The sequence below is a fragment of the Ottowia sp. VDI28 genome (genome assembly GCF_049532675.1).
GTDB lineage: Bacteria > Pseudomonadota > Gammaproteobacteria > Burkholderiales > Burkholderiaceae_C > Ottowia.
In genome coordinates, this window is the sequence record NZ_CP149820.1 from 5297258 (window position 1) to 5319091 (window position 21834).

The following is a 21834-nucleotide window of genomic DNA, read 5'->3' on the forward strand; positions in this document are numbered from 1 at the left end:
GTTCAAATAGCGCCGGACCGCGCAAGGGCTTCAATCTGCGAAGCCGTGATTCCCAGCCGCTCGCGCAGCACCTCTTGCGTGTGTTGTCCCAGCAAGGGCGGTGCGTTCAGCGGCAGCTCCTCCAGGCCGGACAGACGGATGGGGTTGCGCACCAGCGGAATCTCGGCGCCCGCCGCGTGCGGACGCATCTTCACCAGGCCACGCGCCTGGACCTGCGCATCCTGCGCAATGTCGGCAAAATCATGGATGGGAGCGGCGATAAGACCGGCGGCATGGAAATCCCGCACCCACCGCTCCACCGAGCCGCCAGCCAGCGACTGCTCGGTCAAGCCGCGCAGCATTTCCACCTCGGCGTTGCGGGCGGCGCGTTGCGCATACCGGGCGTCCTTCGCCAGTGCCGGAAGCCCGATCACCGAGCAGAAAGACGCAAAATCCTTGTCCGACCCTATCGCCAGATAGATCAACCCGTCGGCGCAGGCAAACACCCCGCTGGGCACCCAGTCGAAATTGCTGGAGCCTAAGCGCGGCAGTTGCCGGCCTGACGCCAGGGAAGCCAGCATGGTGTAGGACATCATCGAGACACCGCAATCCAGCATGGACAAGTCTATGTAGCGGCCTCTACCGGTTTCCCGGCGTTCGTAGAGCGCCAGCAAGACGGCAAAGGCGCCAAACATGCCGGTGGTGAAATCCATGATATTGACGTTGCTCTTGAGTGGTGGCCCGCCTTCTTCGCCATTCACGCTCATGAATCCGCTGAAAGCCTGGATCATCGGATCGATCGCCCCGACGCCACGCGCAGGACCTGTCTGACCGAAGCCGGTGATGGAAAGATAGACCACGCCGGCGTTCTGGAGCCGCACGCGCTCGTAGTCAAGGCCGCGGCGCGCCAGATCGTCCACCTTGAAGTTCTCTATGACCACGTCAGCCTGTGACAGCAGGCTGTACACGATGTCCCGGCCCTGCGGATCGGCGATGTTCGCGGTGATCGAACGCTTGTTGCGGTTGAGCGCCGAGAATTTGCCACCGTCCTGCGTCGGCTGTCCGGCGCCATCGCGCAGGAAACCTGGCCCGGTGTTTCGCATCGGATCGCCACCGCGCGGATCTTCCACCTTGATGACCTCGGCGCCAAAATCGGCCAGCATCTGGGCGGCCCAGGGGGCCGCGATGAGACGCCCGAGTTCCACGACACGCAGACCTTCCAGGGGCAGCCGAGTAGCGGCATTCATGTGCACGGCCCGCTCCCCACCCTATTCCGCGCTTTTGAGGCCGAGCTGTTTGATGATGGCACCCCACTTGCCCGTCTCGCTCTTCACGAACGCGTCCATCTCGACCGGCGTGCTGTTGGCCAGATTGCTGCCGATACTCGCGTACCGGGCTTTCACCTCGGGATCGTTCATCGTGGCGTGCAACGCGGTGCTGAGACGCTGGACCACTTCCGGCGGCAGGCCTGCCGGGCCGGCGATGCCGCCCCAGGTCATGGCGACGAAGCCGGGGTAGCCCATTTCAGCCACGGTGGGTACGTCAGGCGAAAGCGGAATGCGCTTGGGGCTCATGACGGCAATGGGCCGGACCTGACCGCTCTTGATGTAGTTGGAGATGGACCCATAGGCCGCCACCATCATCGGTATCTGGCCCGACATCACATCCACGACGGCCAGCGCGTCGCCCTTGTAAGGAACATGCACCATGTCCAGACCGGCTTCCTTCTTGAGCAGTTCACCGCCCAGGTGCGTGGGCAAGCCAATGCCCGCCGAAGCGAAGGAGTACTTGCCTGGCGCTTTCTTGACCACTTCCACGAATTCCTTGAAGTTCGCGGCAGGGAAGCCGGGAGACACCACGAGCACGGAATCATTGGTCGTCACAAGACCTATGGAGGTGAAGTCCTTGAGCGGGTTGAAGCGCGGTTTCTCCACCATCTGGATGTTGATCGTCATCGCGCCACCCGTGGCAAGGACCAGGGTGTAGCCATCAGGCGCCGACCTCGCGACCATCTCATGCCCGATCATCCCGGAAGCACCAGGCTTGTTGTCGACCACCACAGGTTGACCAAGCTGTTTGGACAACCCTTGCGCCACCACACGGCCAATGATGTCGGTAATTCCCCCTGGGGCATAAGACACCACCAGCCGAATCGGCTTGTTTGGATAAGCCTGCGCATGAGCCCATGAGAAGGGCAGCAGCCCCGCACACACCAAGACCATCCATTTCAACCATCCGCGCATGAAGCATCTCCTGATTGCTGTTTTCACCCAGTAGCGGGGTACTGAACGGTACTTGATATCCTCTTATCCTGTCAATAGGCTTTTATAGACAAACAGGCGCCGACTCGCCCGTTATCCAACGTGATCACATACCTTCGAGGTACTCGTCGAGCTTGCGCTCCATGCTGTAGAGATCGCCCAGATAGGTCGAGTTGCCCAGATAGACCACACGGCCATCCTCATCGCAGAACACACGCTCCACACGCGCCACCGGTGAAGCCATATTGCAGCCCAAGGCCTCCGCCTCGGCGAAGTCCGCGGCCGCCACGCGCACACGCTCGCGCGCCAGCGTCACTTTGCTGGCGGAGTACTTCACGACCAGCCTGACGAGCTTGAAGAGACTCTCGGCCTCTTTCGGAAAGCGTTTGTAGATATCGGCAGGGATGTAGACGCCCGAGCACGCATAGGGCTTCTCGCCCGTGCAATCCACCTTGCGCAGGTACATATACGGCCCCACCGACTGACCCACATCCCAACGAGTGGACGGCAGCTCCGCCACACGCTGGCGGGAAATCACGCGGATGGTGTAGTCCGGCGCCTGCGCATCCACTGCCGCCAGCGAAGCGAAGAGCGGTGACTCTTCGATCTGCTGAGGCACGTACGTCACAAAGGTACGGCGGCCTCGCTGGCTGGAAACCATGCCCTCTGCCGCCAGGATCTGCAATGCCTGGCGCACGGTGATGCGCCCCAAGCCGTACTGCGCGCAGAGCTCCTCGATGCTGGGAATATCGGAGTCTGGCGCCCACTCCCCGTCAATGATCCGGCTGCGCAGCACGCTGGCCAGTTGGGCGTAGAGCGTAGTGGCTCCGACGACGAACTTCGGCGTGGAACGCGAGCGCGCCGGCGCGGCGGCGGTAGAAGCAGTAGCAGCTGTTCGGGGCATGCGGCGAAGTCCTTGCGAAGAATGATCCTGATGGTTGCGATTGTCCACGGCCTTTATCTTTATTCTTCGCCGCGGCCTCTAGTCTTTAGAACCTGTCACAACTTCACCAACGTTTTGCCGAGGTGGCCTCCTTGCAGCATGGCCACGAAGCCCGCTACCGCGCTGCCGATCCCGTCATAGACATGCTCCCGTCCAGGATGGATCCGGCCTTCGCGGATCCACTGCCCCATCTCCCGCAGGAACTCCGGACGGCGGTCCAAGTGGTCGGAAAGAATGAATCCATGCAGATGCAAGCGTTTCGCGAGGATCGGGAACCAGCCGGGACCGGCCTCGGGCGCATCGTTGTACTCAGAGATGAGTCCGCACAATACGACGCGCCCATCCCGCAGCATGAGGGGCCATACGGCGTCGCGCACCTTGCCTCCCACGTTTTCGAAATACACATTGACGCCCTGCGGACAGGCTTGGCGCAACAGCGCCTCGAACTCTGGGGCGCGATAGTCCACGCAGGCATCAAATCCCAGCTCCTGAACCACGTAGGCGCATTTTTCGGCGCCCCCCGCGACCCCCACCACCCTGCAGCCCAGCAGCTTGGCCATTTGCCCCGCCACGGAGCCCACCGCGCCGCTGGCCGCGCTGACTACCACCGTTTCACCTGGCCGAGGCAGGCCAAACTCGCGCAAACCTACGTAAGCGGTCATGCCGGAAGTGCCTAAAGCACCAAGCCACACCGTGGAATGCGCCAGATCCGCATCTGCCCGCACGAGCGAATCGCCGGGGTGTGCCGAGTACTCTTGCCACCCGCCCGCCATGGCCACGGCCTGATCACCTACGCGCCACTTCGGATCGTTGCTGCGAACCACGTACCCCACCGCCTGGCATGGCATGACGTCCCCGATCGGCAGCGGGGGCGCGTATGAAGCCACCTCTGACATGCGCAAGCGCGCGGCTGGCGCAAGGCCCAGGAATACATGGCGCAAGAGCACCTCTCCCGGGGCTAAAGAAGGCAGCGCCGCCTGCTCAAGGCGGAAATTCTCGGCCCGGGGCAATCCGTGCGGACGTGAGGTAAGCACCCATCTTTGCTGGAAATCAGGCAACGCAGGTGATGCGAGTGACCCGGAGAGTTCCGAAGAGATCGTATATATCATATAAAGCCTATTGACCCACCTATAGGATTAGTTGTCAAGCCATTCTATCCCGGGTAGAGCAACGGCCGTCACATTCCAACCGTATCGTGGCGTCAAGCTGTCTTGAAATCATCAAAAATACCCTTATGATTAGCACTCGTTGGAGATGAGTGCCAACAACACACTCTCCTTCGCCTTTCAGGCCAACGTTCGGCGAGTTTTAGCCGGGTGAATGGCTTTTTCAGCTTCGTTTCAGACCAACCTATCAGGAGAACCCATGAAACTGCGCCCTCTCGCCGATCGCGTGATCGTCAAGCGCCTCGAGAACGAAACCAAGACTGCCTCCGGCATCGTGATTCCCGACAACGCGGCCGAGAAGCCTGATCAAGGCGAAGTGCTGGCCGTGGGCCCGGGCAAGAAGAACGACAAGGGTGACCTGTCGGCCATGAACGTGAAAGTGGGCGACCGCGTTCTGTTCGGCAAATACAGCGGCCAGACCGTCAAGGTCGATGGCGACGAACTGCTGGTGATGAAAGAAGACGACCTCTTCGCCGTCGTCGAGAAGTAATTCTTTTGGGTTGACCGCTCGGCATTTGAGGCTGACCGCGGCACCTATCCCCTCTTTTTCAGTTGAGCTGGTGCGCTGAACGCCCAGGGCTCAACACCAACGGAGAATTTTGAAATGGCAGCAAAAGACGTAGTTTTCGGCTCTGACGCCCGCGCCCGCATGGTTGAAGGCGTGAACATCCTGGCCAACGCGGTCAAGACCACCCTGGGCCCCAAAGGCCGCAACGTGGTGCTGGAGCGCTCGTTCGGCGCCCCCACCGTGACCAAGGACGGCGTGTCCGTGGCCAAGGAAATCGAACTGAAGGACAAGCTTCAGAACATGGGCGCGCAAATGGTCAAGGAAGTGGCTTCCAAGACCAGCGACAACGCTGGTGACGGCACCACCACCGCGACCGTGCTGGCCCAGGCCATCGTGCGCGAAGGCATGAAGTACGTGGCCGCCGGCATGAACCCGATGGACCTCAAGCGCGGCATCGACAAGGCCGTCGCCGGCCTGGTCGAGCAGCTCAAGAAAGCCAGCAAGGCCACCACCACCAGCAAGGAAATCGCTCAGGTGGGCTCCATCTCCGCCAACTCCGACGAATCCATCGGCAAGATCATCGCCGACGCGATGGACAAAGTGGGCAAGGAAGGCGTGATCACCGTTGAAGACGGCAAGAGCCTGGACAACGAGCTGGACGTCGTGGAAGGCATGCAGTTCGACCGCGGCTACCTGTCCCCCTACTTCATCAACAACCCTGAGAAGCAGGCCGCGATCCTGGACAACCCCTATGTGCTGCTGTTCGACAAGAAGATCAGCAACATCCGCGAACTGCTGCCCACGCTGGAAGCCGTTGCCAAGGCTGGCCGTCCGCTGCTGATCATCGCTGAAGAAGTCGAAGGCGAAGCCCTGGCGACCCTGGTGGTGAACACCATCCGCGGTATCCTGAAAGTGGTGGCTGTGAAGGCACCTGGCTTCGGCGACCGCCGCAAAGCCATGCTGGAAGACATCGCCATCCTGACCGGCGGCAAAGTGATCGCCGAGGAAGTGGGCCTGTCGCTCGAGAAAGTCACGCTGGCCGACCTGGGCCAAGCCAAGACGATCGAAGTGGGCAAGGAAAACACCACCATCATCGACGGCGCTGGCAAGGCTGCCGACATCGAAGCGCGCGTCAAGCAGATCCGCGTTCAGATCGAGGAAGCCACTTCTGACTACGACCGCGAGAAGCTGCAAGAGCGCGTGGCCAAGCTGGCTGGCGGCGTGGCCGTCATCAAGGTCGGTGCAGCCACCGAAGTCGAGATGAAAGAGAAGAAAGCCCGCGTGGAAGACGCCCTGCACGCTACCCGCGCTGCTGTGGAAGAAGGCATCGTGGCTGGTGGTGGCGTGGCCCTGCTGCGCGCCAAGCAATCTGCTGGCGAAATCAAAGGCATCAATGCCGACCAAGACGCCGGCATCAAGCTGGTGCTGAAGGCCATCGAAGCTCCCCTGCGCGAAATCGTCTACAACGCCGGCGAAGAGTCCAGCGTGGTGGTGAACAAAGTGCTGGAAGGCAAAGGCAACTTCGGCTACAACGCCGCCAACGGCGAGTACGGCGACATGATCGAAATGGGTATCCTGGATCCCACGAAGGTCACCCGCACCGCTCTGCAGAACGCTGCCTCCGTGGCTGGCCTGATGCTGACGACCGAAGCCATGGTGGCTGAAGCTCCGAAGGACGATGCGCCTGCCGGCGGCGGCATGCCTGGCGGCATGGGTGGCATGGGCGGCATGGACGGGATGATGTAAGCCCACGTCCCTGCAAATACCTAGGGAGCCGCTCCATGCGGCTCCCGGATTGCTAAAAAACCCTCCCTTGAACCGGAGGGTTTTTTATTTTTAAACTATATTAATTATATTCAAATTAAATTTAATTAATAAATTCAAATAGGCGCCATAAAATTCCATGACATAAAAATTTCACCTGAACCAACGCAAAGGAGGCGCATTTGATTATCAATAGCCGAGGGATTTCAAGGAATACAAGCCATGAGGGCGGTAGCCAAGAACTAAAGAGCGGTGCGAATCGCCGGCCATACTTCAGTAAACCTCTCCTGAGCGCACTGGCCGCCATCGGTTTGGCAGGGTTTTCAATGTCGGCACATGCTCAAAGCTGCGGTATCTCTGTCGGCTATCAAGCAGCCGTAAGCAACAATATCTCGTCAGTTCCCAGTTTGGGGACATTAGGTTTGGCTGCACTTGCCGCAGCATTGGGTATATTGGCTTGGCGGAAACGACACACGCTGGACCGGGAGGGAGGTATCCGGAAATGGATGCCGGCAGTTTTGCTGACCTTGGCGGGCATATTGGGTATGCAAGGAGGAAACGGATTTATTCAATCAGTCCGTGCCGCAGGCCCTTATGAGTTTTCAAGCGCGACTGGAGGTACGGTAGAAGACCTCAATATGGCGTACGAAGAGCCGTCTCCATTCATCACGATTACGAATTCCAGCGGCAAGCGCATCAGGATCAGCAGCAATGCAAATCCCGATGAAACTGGTACTTGCGTCGTTGGAGCCGAGATTGCTCCGGGATCATCCTGCACGACGCAGGCCGTCTGCGGCGGTGGTAGCAGCGGCGGCGGTGGTGGAAGTGCCGGCGGCGGAGGCGGTGGAAGCGGCGGGCTATAAAGTTCACAGACACGCTCTGCTCAGAGCGTGCACACCTCGCCTTGCAGCGCCAGGGTGCCGCTGCGCCCAGGTATTTCCCCCATCATCACCCGATGACGGGGAAGCGTTGCCGCATTGAGCGAGGTAAACAGCTCCCTGGTGGAAATCAGCCGATAGCCCTGCTTGCGCCATCCGGCCAGCAGGCGCTCGAAAGTGGGCCGTAGCTTCATACCCTCCAGTTCGGCGTGCAACGTGTACACGTGGCCGTGCGCACACGGTTCAGCAGCCGTCAGCGCCAGCAGATGTTCGTGTACGTTCTCAGGTGTCAGGCCGTCAGCCCCGATCAGTTCATCGAGCGTGGGCAGGGTAGTAGGCAATTGCGGCACACCCAGCGGCGTGCCATGGGCATCCACAGGTTGAAAGGGGTGGGTGCCGCGGCCATCACTGGCGTAGTCGAAGCCGAGCTCCTTTTCCAACGCGTAGGCGGCAGTGTTCATCTGCCATCCCGCAGCACCATGTGTACGCGGCGGAGTGGCAAAAATTTCGATGAAACGCTCTGTGGCCAACCGCATCTCGCGCGCCGTCCATGCCGGATCCTTCTCTGCGACATGATCCTGCCAGCGGATATGGTCCCAGGTGTGGATACCGACCTCGAAGCCGACATCCCGCACCTGGCGCATCAAGGCGGCCTCGCGCCGGCCGATATCCGGGCCAGGCAGCAGCGTGCCATAGAGCAAGGTGCGGATGCCATAGTGCTCCACCACCGAAGTACGCGAGACCTTGCTCAAAAAGCCGGGCCGGAACACACGGCGGATGGCGCGACCCGTGTGATCAGGCCCCAGGCTGAACAGAAAGGTGGCACCGGCTTGATGCCGCTGCAGCGCCTCGACCAAGGCAGGCACCCCCTCGCGCGTACCGCGCCAAGTATCGACATCGATCTTTAGGGCTAGGAACATGGGGCTTTGTGCGGGGTCAATTGGTGGAGAAAGGCGCCACGGAATTAGGCTCTGCTTGTGGATGCGCGGTGAAAGCCCCCACCCCCGCCCTCCCCCAGTGGGGGAGGGAGCAAGCCATTCTCGACCCGCCGCGGAGCAGGCGATTCGGGGGCCGCCGCGGAGCGGGCTTGGCCCGGCCGCTAGCGGCGTCCCCCCGGGGGGAAGGCGCGCAGCGCCTCAGGGGGGATCACAAGTCACGCGAAGCGACTACCTGGTCGCGGTAATAGTCAAAGATGCCGCGCAAGGCCTCGGGCATGGCCACCTGCGGCGCCCAGCCGAGATCGCCGCGTGTGTTCTCGATCTTGGGCACGCGGTTCTGCACGTCCTGGTAGCCCTTGCCGTAGTAGCTCGAGGACGTGGTGTCCAGCAACTGCACACGGCTGGCATTGTCGCGGTACTCAGGATACTGGGCTGCAAGCTCCAGCATCATGGTGGCAAGCTCGCGGATCGAATAATTGTTGGCCGGGTTGCCGATGTTGTAGATCTGGCCACTGGCCTTGCCACCCGAATTCTCGATGATTTTCATCAGCGCGGAGATGCCGTCGTCGACATAGGTGAAGGCTCGCTTCTGCGCCCCGCCATCGACCAACCGGATCGGCTCGCCGCGCACGATGTGTCCCAGGAACTGGGTAATCACACGGCTGGAGCCCTCCTTGGGCGTGTCGATGCTGTCGAGGCCGCCGCCGATCCAGTTGAAGGGGCGGAAGAGCGTGTAATCAAGCCCTTCCTGCTGGCCATAGCCGTGGATCACACGGTCCATCAGTTGCTTGGCGCAGGCATAGATCCAGCGCGGCTTGTTGATGGGGCCATAGACCAGCTCGGATTGCTCGGGATCGAACTCGCTGTCATGGCACATGCCATAGACCTCTGAGGTCGAAGGGAACACCAGCCGTTTGCCATAGCGCACGCATTGGCGGACGATGGGCAAGTTGGCTTCGAAATCGAGCTCGAACACGCGCAGCGGGTGACTCACATAGGTGGCGGGCGTAGCAATGGCAACCAGCGGCAGCACCACGTCGCACTTCTTGACGTGGTATTCGATCCACTCCTTGTTGATGGTGATGTCACCCTCGAAGAAGTGAAAGCGCGGGTGATGTTCCCATTCCTTCACGCGGTCGGTGTTCATGTCCATGCCGAACACCTCCCAGTCGGTGGTGTCGATGATGCGGCGCGTGAGGTGATGGCCAATGAAGCCATTGACACCGAGAATGAGAACTTTTTTCATAAAAATTAGCTTTGAATAGGACAGATCAAGCACCCAGCGTGACGGCGCTGGCCCCTAATCGAACCCTGAAATTATCGGCGGTGAGCGGCTCGTCGGCCAATGTGGCGGCCAATACCTGCAAGTGGGCCCCGTCGGGACAAGCCAAAAGCATGCGCCCTTCTTCGAGACGCAGCTCGGTGCGAGAGGGTGCCGGTGAGCTGCCGCCGTGGCTTTCGCGCCGTGTTTGCCACAGGCGCAACCGGCCTCGCGGGAGATCGGCAAAGGCACCGGGATAGGGATGCGTCAGGGCGCGTACGAAATCATGCACACGCTGCGCCGGCCATTGGGAGTCGATGCGCCCGTCTTCGGGTTTGCGGCCACCGAAGTAGCTGCCCTTGGCCAGATCCTGCGGTTGAGGCACCGCGCTGCCATCCAGCAAGCCAGGCAAGCTGCGCCACAATACGGTTTCCGCGGCCACAGTGACCTTGTCGAAGACCTGCTGAGCCGTGTCGTCAGGCAAGATGGGAACGGCCATTTGATCCACGATGGCGCCGGCATCGGGCTTGATTTCCATCGTGTGCAAGGTGGCGCCGGTTTCTGTTTCGCCATGAATGATGGCCCAGTTCACCGGCACGCGGCCTCGGTAGCGGGGCAGCAGCGAGCCATGCATGTTGAAGGCGCCGCGCGGTGCAGCTTGCAGCAGCGGCGCGCCCAGCATCTGGCGGTAGTAGAACGAGAAGAGAAAATCGGGCTCCGCCGCCTGCACCTGTGCCAGCACTTCGGCGGCATTGGCCTCATCGGGCGTGATGACCTTGAGGCCGTGCGCGGCCGCAGTAGCAGCCACGCTGCCAAACCAGATATCCTCGTTCGGGCTGTCCTGGTGGGTGACCACCAAAGGCACGTCCACCCCTCTCGCCAACAGCGCCAAAAGGCAACGCACGCCCACGTTGTGATAGGCAAACACCACGGCACGGCTCATCAGACACCGCCTTCCTGGTCCTGCTCCAGCACCGCCGCCACCTGATAGCGCGGCCGCCGGCGGACTTCCTGGTAGATGCGGCCGATATATTCTCCCAGCAGGCCGATGCCGAACAAGGCCAGGCCGATCAGCAGGAAAGCAATGGCGAAGAGCGTGAACAGACCGCCTTCTTCAGGCCCCACGATCAACCGGCGCAACCCCATGTAGATGACCAAAAGGCCTGAGAGCACCGAAACGATCATCCCGCCCAGCGAGAAAAGCTGCAGCGGCACCAGGGAGAAGCCGGTGACGATGTCGAAATTCAACCGGATCAGGCTGTAGAGCGAATACTTGGATTCACCGGCGGCCCGCTCCTCATGGCCGACGATGATCTCGGTCGGGTTCTGCGAGAACTGGTAGGCCAGGGCCGGCACATAGGTGTTCATCTCGCTGCACTGGTTGATGAGATCGATCACGCGGCGGCTGTAGGCCCGCAGCATGCAGCCTTGATCGGTCATCTTGATACGGGTGATGCGCTCACGCAGCACGTTCATGGCGCGGCTGGCCGCGTGGCGCCACCATGAATCGTTGCGCTGGCGGCGGATGGTGCCCACATAGTCGTGGCCAAGGTCCATTTGCGCGAGCAACGCGCCAATATCTTCCGGTGGATTCTGCAGGTCGGCATCGAGGGTCACGATGCGCTCTCCGCGGCAATACTCGAACCCGGCCAGAATGGCACGGTGCTGGCCGAAGTTGCCATTGAACAGGATCACGCGCGTCACATCGGGCCGGACATGAAACTGTTCGGACAGCATCTGCACGGACCGGTCGCGGCTGCCGTCGTTGATGAACAGGATTTCGTAGCTCACCCCCAGGGCATCGAGCGCGGGATAAAGCCGCGCAAACAAGGCAGCGAGGACGTCCTGCTCGTTATAGACAGGGATGACGACCGACACCTGGGGCCGTGTGGCGGTGGATGTGGATGCAGGCATTTCCATGGGCTTATTGTGAATCTCGCGGCAAAGGGTGCGCTGCCGTACCCTCACCCCTGCCCTCTCCCGCATGCGGGAGAGGGAGTTTTTCTCTGGTTCTCTTTATTTCCAGATTTTTGAAACGGCATTGCACACGCGCAGCACGTCTTCGTCCCGCATGGCGGGGAACAGCGGCAGCGTCACGGTACGGCGGCCCACATCTTCGGCCACGGGGAAGTCGCCTTCGGCAAAACCCATGGCCCGGAAAAGCGTGAACAGGTGCATGGCCGGATAGTGCACCCCCACTCCAATGCCTTCGGCACGCATGGCCTCGATGAAGGCACCTCGCGTCATGGCCGCGTTCTTCGGCAGCAGCGGCTGGAACATATGCCAATTGCCGTTCTGGAAATCCGGCAGCGGCAAATCGAAACCCAGGGTCTTGTCGAAGTGTTCGAAATAGAGCCTCGCCAATTCACGGCGGCGGGCATTGAATTCATCCAGCCTGGGCAATTGGCCCAGACCGACCGCGGCAGCGATATCGGTCAGGTTGCTCTTGCCGCCCAGCACATCGACATCCATGCCGCCATCGGCGTGGCGCGTCACGCCTTGCAACCTCAGCTTCTCGCACAGGCGGGCTTCTTCTTCGTTGTTCACCACCAGGCAGCCGCCCTCGCCGCTGGTCATATTCTTGTTGGCGTGAAAGCTGAACACCACCAGATCGCCCGTGCTGCCGATGCGCTGCCCGGCCCAGCTCGCTCCCATGGACTGCGCAGCATCCTCGATCACGCGCAGGCCGTGGCGGCGAGCGATCTCGTAAAGGCGGCCGCGATCCACCGGAAGACCAGCCAGATCCACCGGGATGATGACGCGGGTGCGCGGCGTGATGGCCGCCTCGACGCGGTCCAGATCAATATTTCGGGTGTCGGCGCGGACATCGGTGAACACCGGCTTGGCCCCGACCGTCAACACCACATTGGCGGTGGCGACCCAGGTCAGCGGCGTGGTGATGACCTCATCGCCTGGACCGACGCCGGCCACGCGCAGCGCGATCTCCAGCGCCGCGGTGGCTGAGCTCATGGTGCGCACAGGACGGCCGCCGACGTGCTCGGACAAAGCCGACTCGAACGCGCGCGCGCGCGGCCCCGTCGTGATCCAGCCTGAGCGCAGCACCTCCGCGACATCGGCAATGGTGGCTTCGTCGATAGACGGACGTGTGAAGGGAAGAAATTCCATACGGCAATCCAATTCAATTATCTACCGCACCATGCACGCCGAACGGCCGTGGAACAGGCCACACCAGGGCGCCCGCGGAGCTGGCTTTGCCAGGCCGCCGGGTGCGTCCCCTTCGGGGGAAGGCGCGTAAGCGACTCAGGGGGCTTTCATGAACTCCGGGCGACCAGAATCACGCCCACAATGATGACGGCAATGCCTAGCAGGCGTTGCGGACCCACCGCCTCGTCAAACAGCCACCAGGCCAGCGCGGCATTGACGACGTAGCCAATGGAAAGCATGGGATAAGCCACGCTGACTTCAACACGCGAGAGCGCCAGGATCCAGACCACCACGCTCACCACGTAACAGGCGAGGCCTCCGACGATGGGCAGATTGGTCGCCACTTGCCAACCGATGGGCAGCACATTGGCCGACGTGAAGCTGAACTCGCCGATCTGCCGCACCCCTGCCTTCAGCAGCAGTTGCGCAGCAGCGTTCAGCAGCACGCCAAGAAGAATCAACGCGAATTCAGCCAGTTTCATGGAGCATCGTCTTCCGGCTTGATGACCACAAGGCGCCGGACGTCTTCATACACCACACGCATGGGCAGATGGATCGCCAGCATTTGCGCATAGACCTCGGGCGGCATCATGGCAGCGGCACGAGGTGCGGCCTTCCAGCGGTCGACAAACCCATCCACGGAGGGAATCCAGCGCTCGGGTTCCGCATCTTGCCCGAAAGTGAATTCGTCGCGGTAGTCCACCAGTGTGACTGGGCGGCGCAGGTAGAAGGGCAAGCTCTGGTCATAGAAGCTCACTGCGAATACGGGAGTGTCCGGGCGCAAGTAAGGCGCCAGGATAAGGCCTACGCTCTTGCTGCTGCGCATCTTGTAGGCGTAGCTGTCATGGCCCAGCATGGCGCTGGCCACGCCCAGCACGCTGGCCACCGAGACCAACGCCACGGCCAGCATCTTGCGCCCTCGCCCCAGCAACCACCAGGCCGCACCACAGGCCAGCAACGAAACCACGGCAGCGATAGCCAGCAAATTCAGGAATGACTGCACAGCGGACAGGGGCTGGGTGTCGGACACAAACAAATCGGCGCGAGGCCACACGCCCAGCGCCACCACCCAGAACGCAACCGGGGCCAGCAGATGCCAGCGCAGGCGGCGGGGATCGGCCTTCGGCAGCCAATAGGCGCCCAGCAGCGCGAGCGCCGGGAACATAGGCAGGATGTAGGAAGGCAACTTGGAGCGCGAAACGCTGAAAAACACGAAGATAAATACCGACCACACCACCAGCATGCGCGCTGGCTGAAAGGATGCAGAAGCATCGCGCGGGCTTCCGCGCCACAGCCAGGCCGGCAACATGGTCGTCCAGGGCATGGCGCCAACAATCAGCACAGGGACAAAATACCAGGGCGCTCCGGTGCGCCGCGCCTCATCCGTCAGGAAACGGCGGAAATGCTCGCGGACAAAGAAAAAATCAAAGAAACCAGGGTTTTTCAGCGAGACCGCGATGAACCAGGGTGCCGTGAGGGCAAAGTAGATGACAAGCCCGGACACCCAATGCATGCGGCGCCAGAAAGCCCATTGGCGGTTCAGCAAGCTATAGAGCACCAGCGTGGCGCCCGGAATCACAATGCCGACCAAGCCTTTCGACAAAGTAGCTCCCGCCATGGCGGCCCAGCACACCCACATCGCGTTGCGCCGCTCGCTTGGCGTGGCGTCATCATGCTGCGCGACGAGGAACGCGCACAGGCTCAGTGCCTGGAAGAAGGCCAGGCCCATGTCGAGCGTCAGGAAGTGGCTGTTCGCGCCAATCCAGGTCATACCCGCCGCCAGCAGGGCCGCATACGCCCCGCTGCCCGCCCCCCACAGGCGGCGGGCGGTCATGCCGACCACCACTACGGTCAGGAACCCGCTCAGGGCCGGCCAGAAACGGGCAGCGAACTCATTGATGCCGAACACCGCCAGGCTGGCGGCGGTTATCCAGTATTGAAGAATCGGCTTTTCGAAGTAAAGCAGTCCATTGAGGCGCGGCGTGATCCAGTCGCCGCTTTGAAGCATGGCCAGGCCAATGCTCGCGTAGCGCCCCTCGTCAGGGCTGAAAAGCGCACGCCAGCCGAGCGGCACGAACCAGATGAGCGCCAGCAGCACCCAGCATGCCAGCAAGGCCGCCCGGCCCATGGGAAGAGAAGTTTCAGTCCGGCGCGCGGCCGAGGCTTGGCTGTCAGGGTACATGAAGATTAAGGAGGAATTCCGCTTGAATTCAGCGGTAGGCCATCAGCACGAGGCTGCGTTTAGTGCAGAAAAAAGACTTACAAGTTTATCAGCCGCGCAGACGCGCCAATAACCCTGCGGTAGATGGATCCAGCCCGGCCACGCCGCCCGAAACCAATCGAGGCGCCAGGTCGGCCGCCAGCGTCTTGCCAAGCTCCACGCCCCACTGATCGAAGCTGTTGATGCCCCACAGGGAACCGCTGCTGAATACACGGTGTTCATATAACGCCAGCAAGGCGCCCAAGCTGACAGGATCCAGGCGCTCGAGCAGTAAAAATGTGCTGGGCCGGTTACCAGGGAAATGACGGTGGCCGCCGGGATCCTCCTGGCCGATCATCAGCGCCCGCGCCTGCGCCAGGGCATTGGCGAGCAGGGTCCGGTGCTGATCCCGCAGGTTGTGCGCAGGCTCCCGCACAGCGATGAACTCCACAGGAACCGTATCCGGCCCCTGGTGCAGCATCTGGAAAAACGCGTGCTGGCCGTTGCTGCCGGCTTCGCCCCACACCACTGGCGCGGTCGCAAATGGCAGCGTGCGCCCTTGCGCATCAACGCCCTTGCCATTGCTTTCCATTTCCAGTTGCTGCAAGTACGCCGGCAGCCGGCGCAAGCCCTGGTGGTATGGATTCACACAGCGGCTTCCCATGCCAAGGAAATCACGCTGCCAGATATCGAGCAACGCCAGCCGCAGGGGCAAGTTGGTGTCGAGGGGCGCGTGCGCGAAGTGCTCATCCATGGCACGCGCGCCCGCCAGCAAAGCGCGGAACCCCTGGCTGCCCAGGGCGATGGCCAACGGGAGGCCGACGGCCGACCACAGCGAGTAGCGGCCGCCCACCCAATCCCACAGGCCGAACACCCGGCCAGTTCCGAATTCACCGGCCGCTTCGCGGTTGCATGTCACGCCGACGAAATGCCGGCTCACCTGGGTTTCGCCCTGCCCTAGAAACCAATCGCGCGCCGCCCGGGCATTCTGCAGGGTTTCGGCGGTGCCGAAAGTCTTGGAAGTGACGATGAAAAGCGTGTGCGCCGCCTGCAGGCGCGGCAGCAGTTCGGCCAGCTCATGCGCATCTCCATTGGCGATGAAGTGCAAGCGAGGCCCGCTCGTCGCACCTGCCGACCGCAGCGCCTGCACCGCCATCCGGGGTCCCAGATCGGAGCCGCCTATGCCGATGTTCACGACATCGGTAAAGCCAGCATCGGCGCGCACGGCGTCCGCAAAGGACAGCATATCGGCCCGCGCCCCAGCCACCTCGGCCGCAATACCTGGCGTGGCGCGGCCATCTTCCGTGCAGGGCCCGCGCAGGAACGTATGCCAGGCGGCACGCTGCTCGGTGGTGTTGACGGCCTCGCCGGCCAGCAGCGCATCGCGATGCGCCTCGAACCCGCTCTCGCGCGCCAATTGCCACAGCAGCGCCTGGGCACGCGCATCGATCAGGTTTTTCGAGAGATCGGCGAAGATGTAAGGCGCACTCTGGCTGAAGTGGGCAAAGCGCTGCGGATCTTCGGCAAAAGCCGTACGAAGATCGAATGCCGTCGCCCCCTGGCGGAACGTGCGGGCGTGGGCCTGCAACAGCGGCCAGGCGGCCGTCTCATCGCAGCGCGGTCGGGCTTGCCAATCCATCGGCACCTCAAGCCTGCATCAATGCGTCGAGCTTTTCGGCGTCCTGAATGAAGGCGCGAATGCCCTCGGCCAGCTTTTCGGTGGCCATGGCATCCTGATTGAGTGCCAGGCGGAAAGCCGGCTCGTCGAATTGCACGGCAGGAAGCTCAAGCGCCTTGGCGGCGCCCGCATCGAGGGCGCGCGCGAGCGGTGCGTTGCTGGCGGCCAGTTGCGCCAGCAGCTCGGGGCTGATGGTCAGCAGATCGCACCCGGCCAGCGCAGTGATCTGGCCCAGGTTGCGGAAACTCGCGCCCATGACCTCGGTGGCGATGCCGTGGCGCTTGTAGTATTCGAAGATGCGGCGCACGGACTGCACGCCCGGATCGTTCGCACCGGCCATGGCGGCTTCATCCCATGCGGAGCCCGCTGTTTTCTTGTACCAGTCGTAGATGCGGCCAACGAAGGGTGAAATCAGCCGCACCTTGGCGTGGCCGCAAGCCACCGCCTGGCAAAAGCTGAACAACAAGGTCAGATTGCAATGAATGCCGCGCCGCTCCAGACGCTCCGCGGCACGGATGCCTTCCCACGTGGCGGCGATCTTGATCAGCACACGCTCCGGCGAAACACCTGCGGCCGTGTACAGCTCGATCAGACGCTCGGCGCGCGTATAGGTGGCCTCTTCGTCAAAAGACAGGCGAGCATCGACCTCGGTCGAGACCCGCCCGGGAATGATGGAGAGAATTTCGCAGCCAAAGCGCACCAGCAAACGATCCACGACCTCGTCCAGCGGACGGCCGCGAAATGCGGCGACCGTGTCTTTCAACAGCGGGGCATAGTCGGCCTTTTGCACCGCCTTGAGGATCAACGAAGGGTTGGTGGTGGCATCTTGCGGCTGAAACTGCGCCAACTGCATGAAATCGCCCGTATCGGCAACCACGGTGGTGAGCTGTTTGAGCGCGTCTAACTGATTCATGGGGTGATTATCGACGACACCACGGGGCGGCTCAAATCCGGCCCTCCTCCACCCCGTGGCAGGCGACCTGAACCCCTCGCAGGGACAGCAGCGCCGGCCGCTCCACACGGCAGCGCTCGTTGGCATGCGGGCAGCGCGGGTGGAACGTGCAGCCGCTGGGAGGGTTGAGCGGGTTGGGCACTTCCCCTTGCACCGGCGTGCGGGCGCGGCCAGTGTCATGCATTTTCGGGATGGCATCCAGCAGCATGCGCGTATAGGGATGCTGCGGCGTGGAAAAGAGCTGCTGCTTGCGCGCCAGCTCCACCACGCGCCCCAGATACATCACGCCGACCGCATCGCTCACATGGCGCACGACGGCCAGATTGTGCGAGACGAACAGATAGGTCAGCCCGCGCTCACGCTGCAGGCTTTTCATGATGTTGAGCACCTGCGCCTGCACGCTCACATCGAGGGCGGACGTGGGTTCGTCGCACACCAGGAACTCAGGCGCGGTGGCGAGCGCCCTGGCGATGGAGATGCGCTGGCGCTGCCCGCCCGAGAATTGATGCGGGTATTTGGCCATGTCCGAGGCCGACAAACCCACCGAATGCAGCAGCTCGGCCACGCGCCCACCGAGCTCCTTCGCGCCAGAGATCAGGCCATGCTCCTTGAGCGGCTCGCCGACGATGTCCTCCACCATCCAACGAGGGTTCAAGCTCGCATAGGGGTCCTGGAAGATCATCTGGATGCGCTTTCGCAGCGCACGCCCTTCGGCGCCCGTGCGGAAAACGGCATGCGCATTGTGGCCGTCGAAGTGAAAATTTCCGCGTGTGGGCTCATACAGCCCCACCAGAAGACGTGCCACCGTGCTCTTGCCGCAGCCCGATTCACCGACCAGCGCGAGTGTCTGGCCCTTGGCGATGTCGAACGACACTTCGTCCACCGCACGCAGCAGTTGGCGCGGCTTTCCTGCCAGCACACGGTTGAGCCAGGGCGGCGAGACATCGAAAGTCTTGGCCAGATCGGAAGCCCGCACCAGCGGCGTTTCTCGCGCCGTCACCGGGCCACCTCCACGCGCTGCGCTTCCGCGTGTAACCAGCAGGCTGCCTGCGTGGCCCTGGCGGCCATCAGGTCCGGACGCTCGGTACGGCAGCGCTCGAATACCTTGGGGCAGCGCGGATTGAACGCGCAGCCTGCCGGAATCGCGTTGAGCCGGGGCATGGCGCCATCGATCTGGTTGAGCCGCTCGCGGTCTTCGGTGATGTCGGGAATGGCCGCCATCAATCCTTCCGAATAAGGATGCGCTGGATAATTGATGACTTCGTGGACCGGCCCGATCTCGGCGACGCGCCCGGCATACATGACCGCCACACGGTCGCAGGTTTCCGCGATCACGCCCATGTCGTGCGTGATCAGCATGACCGCCGCACCACGCTCCTCGCACACGCGCTTGAGCAATCCGATGATCTGCGCCTGAATGGAGACGTCGAGCGCGGTGGTGGGTTCGTCGGCCACGATCAGCTTGGGCTCGGCAGCCAGCGCCAGCGCGATCACCACACGCTGGCGCATGCCGCCGGAAAACTGGTGTGGATAGTGGTCGATCCGTTGCTCGGCGGCCGGAATGCCCGTGTCCTTGAGCAGGTTGATCGCTCGCTGGCGCGCCTCCTGGCGGCTCACCGGCAAGTGCGTCTGGATGGTCTCGACAAGCTGCCGCCCGATCGAATACAGCGGATTGAGCGAGGTAAGGGGATCCTGGAAGATCGCGCCTATCTTGCGGCCCCGGATGTGGCGCATCGCATCCTGGCTCAGGTTGTCGATGCGCTGGCCTTCGAGAAGAATCTGTCCGCCCGCCACGCGGCCGGGCGGCTCCAGCAGGCCGATGATGGAGGCCCCCGTGAGCGATTTTCCCGCCCCCGATTCGCCCACCACGCCCAGGATTTCACCCGGCGCGATGTGGAAGGAAACATCATCCAGCGCCCGCAAGGTTCCCCGCCGGCCGGGGAATTCAACAGTGAGATTCTTGACTTCGAGCAGCATGCAAATAGTTTGACCTTTGTTTTTTCAACCGTCATTCCCGCGCAGGCGGGAATCCAGTGACGGCGCCGGAGTGAAAGCCTGGATTCCCGCCTGCGCGGGAATGACGAAACCCTTTCACAAGCTCTATTCCTATTGCAATCGCGGATTCAGCGCATCCCTCAGCCAGTCTCCCAGCAGGTTCACCGAGAGTGCAATCAGCACCAGCATCAATCCCGGAAAAATGGTGATCCACCACTCGCCGGAAAACAGGTAGTCGTTGCCGACACGGATCAAGGTGCCCAGCGAGGGGGACGTAGGCGGCACACCGACCCCCAGAAAGGAAAGCGTGGCTTCGGTGATGATGGCGGTGGCGACCTGAATGGTGGCCAGCACCATGACCGGCCCTGTGACATTGGGCAGAATGTGGCGCAACATGATGCGCGACGGAGTCACACCGGTCACGCGCGCGGCCTGCACATATTCCTTGCCCCGCTCCACCATGGTGCTGGCGCGGACGGTACGCGCATACTGCACCCAGCCGTTGCTGCCTGCAAAGGCAATGGCCAGAATCAGCACCCCGAAGGACGTGATGTCACTCGCATTCGGATAAAGAGCCCGGGCTACGCCAGCGATCAGGAGCGCCACCAGAATCGCGGGGAACGAAGACACCACATCACACAGCCGCATCAGGAATTCATCCAGCCAGCCGCCCACGGCGCCGGAGAGCAAGCCGATGCCCACCCCGATCAGGAGCGACAAAGCCACTCCCGCCAACCCGACGATCAGGGAGATGCGGGTGCCGTACATCAGCGCCGAGAGAATGTCCCGCCCCTGATCGTCAGTGCCCAACAGGTATTTGGTGCTTCCGTCCGCATGCCAGGCCGGCGGCAGGCGGGCATCGCCAAGCTCCAGCGTGGACAAATCAAACGGGTTGTGCGGTGCTACCCATCCCGCGAACACGGCGCAGAAGATGCAAATGAACGCGATGACCGCCGCGATGACCGCTGTCGGCGAATGCCGGAAGCTGTAGCTGAGGTCGCTGTCCCACCAGCGGGAAATCAAGGATGTCTTGACCATCGGCGCCTCAATGGCCTGTGGCCTTGGCGACGCGCAGGCGCGGGTCGACCGCGGCATAGAGCATGTCCACCACCAGGTTGATGACCACGAATATCAGCGCGATCAGGCAAAGATAGGCCGCCATCACCGGTACATCGGCAAATGTCACCGCCTGGATGAACAGCAAGCCCATGCCAGGCCACTGGAACACCGTCTCCGTGATGATGGCAAAGGCAATCAGGCCGCCAAGCTGCAGGCCGGTGATGGTCATGACCGGTACCAAGGTATTTTTCAGGGCATGGCCGAAATAGATGGTGCGATCGGTCAACCCCCTGGCGCGCGCAAACTTGATGTAATCGGTGCGCAGCACTTCCAGCATCTCGGCACGCACGAGGCGCATGATGAGCGTGAGCTGAAAAATCGCCAGCGTCATGGCCGGCAGCAGCATGTGCAGCCAGCCATCGACCGTGAACAGACCTGAACTCCACCAGCCAAAATCCACCGTCTCACCCCGGCCAAAGCTGGGCAGCCAGCCGAGCCAGACAGAAAACACCAGGATCAGCAGGATGCCGATCAGGAATGTGGGCAAGGACACCCCCAGCAGCGAAACGGTCATGAACACCTGGCTCAGGAAGCTGCCGCGCCGCAATGCCGCGTAGACCCCCATGGGGATCCCGATCACCAGGGCAAGCAAGGCTGCCACCAAAGCGAGTTCGAACGTTGCGGGGAAGCGCTCGCCCAGCAGGCGCGACACTTTGGCCCCCTGGCGGAGGCTGAGTCCGAACTCACCCTGCACGGCATTCACGAGGAAATGCCAGAACTGCACGAAAAAAGGCTGATCGAGCCCGAGATCTTCACGCAATTGGCGAATCTGCTCCGGCGTGGCGTCCTGCCCCAGCAGGAAGAGAACCGGATCGCCCACGTACTGGAACAGCAGAAAAGCGATGAACGCCACTGAAACCATCACGATGATGGCTTGAATCAGACGACGACAAAGGAATGCGCTCATGCAGGGTAAAAAGTAGGCCGCTTATGCGGGGGGATCGACGCTTGAGAAGCCATCCAAATCCTAGCAGACCACCTTGCTAATTGACCCCAGGGTTTGCTTGAATGCGGGGGCTAACAAATG

The 21834-nt window shown here is 62.0% G+C and carries 20 protein-coding genes; 3 read left to right on the forward strand and 17 right to left on the reverse strand.

Features of this window, described 5'->3' with window-relative positions:
* Positions 1-2 precede the first annotated feature (2 nt).
* From WJU18_RS25235 to WJU18_RS25250, 4 genes are all read right to left on the reverse strand, one after another.
* On the reverse strand, positions 3-1226 hold the full coding sequence (locus WJU18_RS25235; protein ID WP_423456554.1) for a CaiB/BaiF CoA transferase family protein: 1224 nt from the start codon (positions 1224-1226) through the stop codon (positions 3-5).
* 21 nt (positions 1227-1247) lie between these two features.
* Positions 1248-2222, reverse strand: coding sequence for a Bug family tripartite tricarboxylate transporter substrate binding protein (locus WJU18_RS25240; RefSeq protein WP_423456555.1), 975 nt, complete (start codon positions 2220-2222; stop codon positions 1248-1250).
* 124 nt (positions 2223-2346) lie between these two features.
* Positions 2347-3144: a GntR family transcriptional regulator gene (locus tag WJU18_RS25245; RefSeq protein WP_423456557.1), complete on the reverse strand. Its 798-nt coding sequence runs from the start codon at positions 3142-3144 to the stop codon at positions 2347-2349.
* Positions 3145-3239: 95 nt separating this feature from the next.
* The gene (locus WJU18_RS25250; protein ID WP_423456559.1) at positions 3240-4217 is read right to left on the reverse strand and encodes an NADP-dependent oxidoreductase; all 978 of its coding nucleotides are present in this window, start codon (positions 4215-4217) and stop codon (positions 3240-3242) included.
* Between the two features lie 331 nt (positions 4218-4548).
* On the opposite strand from WJU18_RS25250, the gene groES reads away from it, so the two are divergent.
* The 3 genes from groES (at position 4549) to WJU18_RS25265 (ending at position 7484) form a co-directional block, all read left to right on the forward strand.
* Positions 4549-4839, forward strand: a complete 291-nt coding sequence (gene groES, locus WJU18_RS25255; protein WP_317750185.1) for a co-chaperone GroES — start codon at positions 4549-4551, stop codon at positions 4837-4839.
* Positions 4840-4953: 114 nt separating this feature from the next.
* Positions 4954-6603, forward strand: coding sequence for a chaperonin GroEL (gene groL / locus WJU18_RS25260; RefSeq protein ID WP_423456560.1), 1650 nt, complete (start codon positions 4954-4956; stop codon positions 6601-6603).
* Between the two features lie 200 nt (positions 6604-6803).
* Entirely contained in the window at positions 6804-7484 is a 681-nt protein-coding gene (locus tag WJU18_RS25265) for a midcut-by-XrtH protein (protein ID WP_423456562.1), read from the forward strand.
* Between the two features lie 20 nt (positions 7485-7504).
* Here the strand turns inward: WJU18_RS25265 and WJU18_RS25270 are convergent, their stop codons facing one another.
* The 13 genes from WJU18_RS25270 to WJU18_RS25330 all read right to left on the reverse strand — a co-directional run bounded on the left by WJU18_RS25270 (position 7505) and on the right by WJU18_RS25330 (position 21714).
* On the reverse strand, positions 7505-8419 hold the full coding sequence (locus WJU18_RS25270) for a polysaccharide deacetylase family protein (protein WP_423456563.1): 915 nt from the start codon (positions 8417-8419) through the stop codon (positions 7505-7507).
* Between the two features lie 226 nt (positions 8420-8645).
* The gene (locus WJU18_RS25275; protein ID WP_423456564.1) at positions 8646-9683 is read right to left on the reverse strand and encodes a bifunctional UDP-4-keto-pentose/UDP-xylose synthase; all 1038 of its coding nucleotides are present in this window, start codon (positions 9681-9683) and stop codon (positions 8646-8648) included.
* Positions 9684-9708: 25 nt separating this feature from the next.
* A complete protein-coding gene (locus tag WJU18_RS25280; protein ID WP_423461093.1) occupies positions 9709-10644 on the reverse strand; it encodes a formyltransferase in 936 nt (311 codons plus the stop codon).
* Positions 10641-11612 (reverse strand): glycosyltransferase, encoded by a 972-nt coding sequence (locus tag WJU18_RS25285; RefSeq protein WP_423456566.1) that lies wholly within the window; start codon positions 11610-11612, stop codon positions 10641-10643. Before WJU18_RS25285 ends, WJU18_RS25280 begins: the two co-directional genes overlap by 4 nt.
* A 102-nt stretch (positions 11613-11714) precedes the next feature.
* Positions 11715-12824, reverse strand: a complete 1110-nt coding sequence (locus WJU18_RS25290; protein WP_423456568.1) for a DegT/DnrJ/EryC1/StrS family aminotransferase — start codon at positions 12822-12824, stop codon at positions 11715-11717.
* A gap of 146 nt (positions 12825-12970) precedes the next feature.
* Positions 12971-13345 (reverse strand): DMT family transporter, encoded by a 375-nt coding sequence (locus WJU18_RS25295; RefSeq protein WP_423456569.1) that lies wholly within the window; start codon positions 13343-13345, stop codon positions 12971-12973.
* Complete coding sequence (locus WJU18_RS25300; protein WP_423456571.1) at positions 13342-15045, reverse strand: phospholipid carrier-dependent glycosyltransferase; 1704 nt, start codon at positions 15043-15045, stop codon at positions 13342-13344. The genes WJU18_RS25295 and WJU18_RS25300 overlap by 4 nt, the downstream gene beginning before the upstream one ends.
* A gap of 88 nt (positions 15046-15133) precedes the next feature.
* Positions 15134-16702, reverse strand: coding sequence for a glucose-6-phosphate isomerase (pgi, locus tag WJU18_RS25305; protein WP_423456573.1), 1569 nt, complete (start codon positions 16700-16702; stop codon positions 15134-15136).
* A 7-nt stretch (positions 16703-16709) separates the two neighbouring features.
* Complete coding sequence (gene tal / locus WJU18_RS25310; RefSeq protein ID WP_423456575.1) at positions 16710-17654, reverse strand: transaldolase; 945 nt, start codon at positions 17652-17654, stop codon at positions 16710-16712.
* Between the two features lie 31 nt (positions 17655-17685).
* Positions 17686-18693, reverse strand: a complete 1008-nt coding sequence (locus WJU18_RS25315; RefSeq protein WP_423456577.1) for an ABC transporter ATP-binding protein — start codon at positions 18691-18693, stop codon at positions 17686-17688.
* The gene (locus WJU18_RS25320) at positions 18690-19670 is read right to left on the reverse strand and encodes an ABC transporter ATP-binding protein (protein WP_423456579.1); all 981 of its coding nucleotides are present in this window, start codon (positions 19668-19670) and stop codon (positions 18690-18692) included. Before WJU18_RS25320 ends, WJU18_RS25315 begins: the two co-directional genes overlap by 4 nt.
* Before the next feature lie 129 nt (positions 19671-19799).
* Positions 19800-20726 carry an ABC transporter permease gene (locus tag WJU18_RS25325; protein WP_423456581.1) on the reverse strand — a complete coding sequence of 309 codons (927 nt, stop codon included), beginning with the start codon at positions 20724-20726 and terminating at the stop codon, positions 19800-19802.
* Between the two features lie 7 nt (positions 20727-20733).
* Positions 20734-21714 (reverse strand): ABC transporter permease, encoded by a 981-nt coding sequence (locus tag WJU18_RS25330; RefSeq protein WP_423456583.1) that lies wholly within the window; start codon positions 21712-21714, stop codon positions 20734-20736.
* Positions 21715-21834 lie beyond the last annotated feature (120 nt).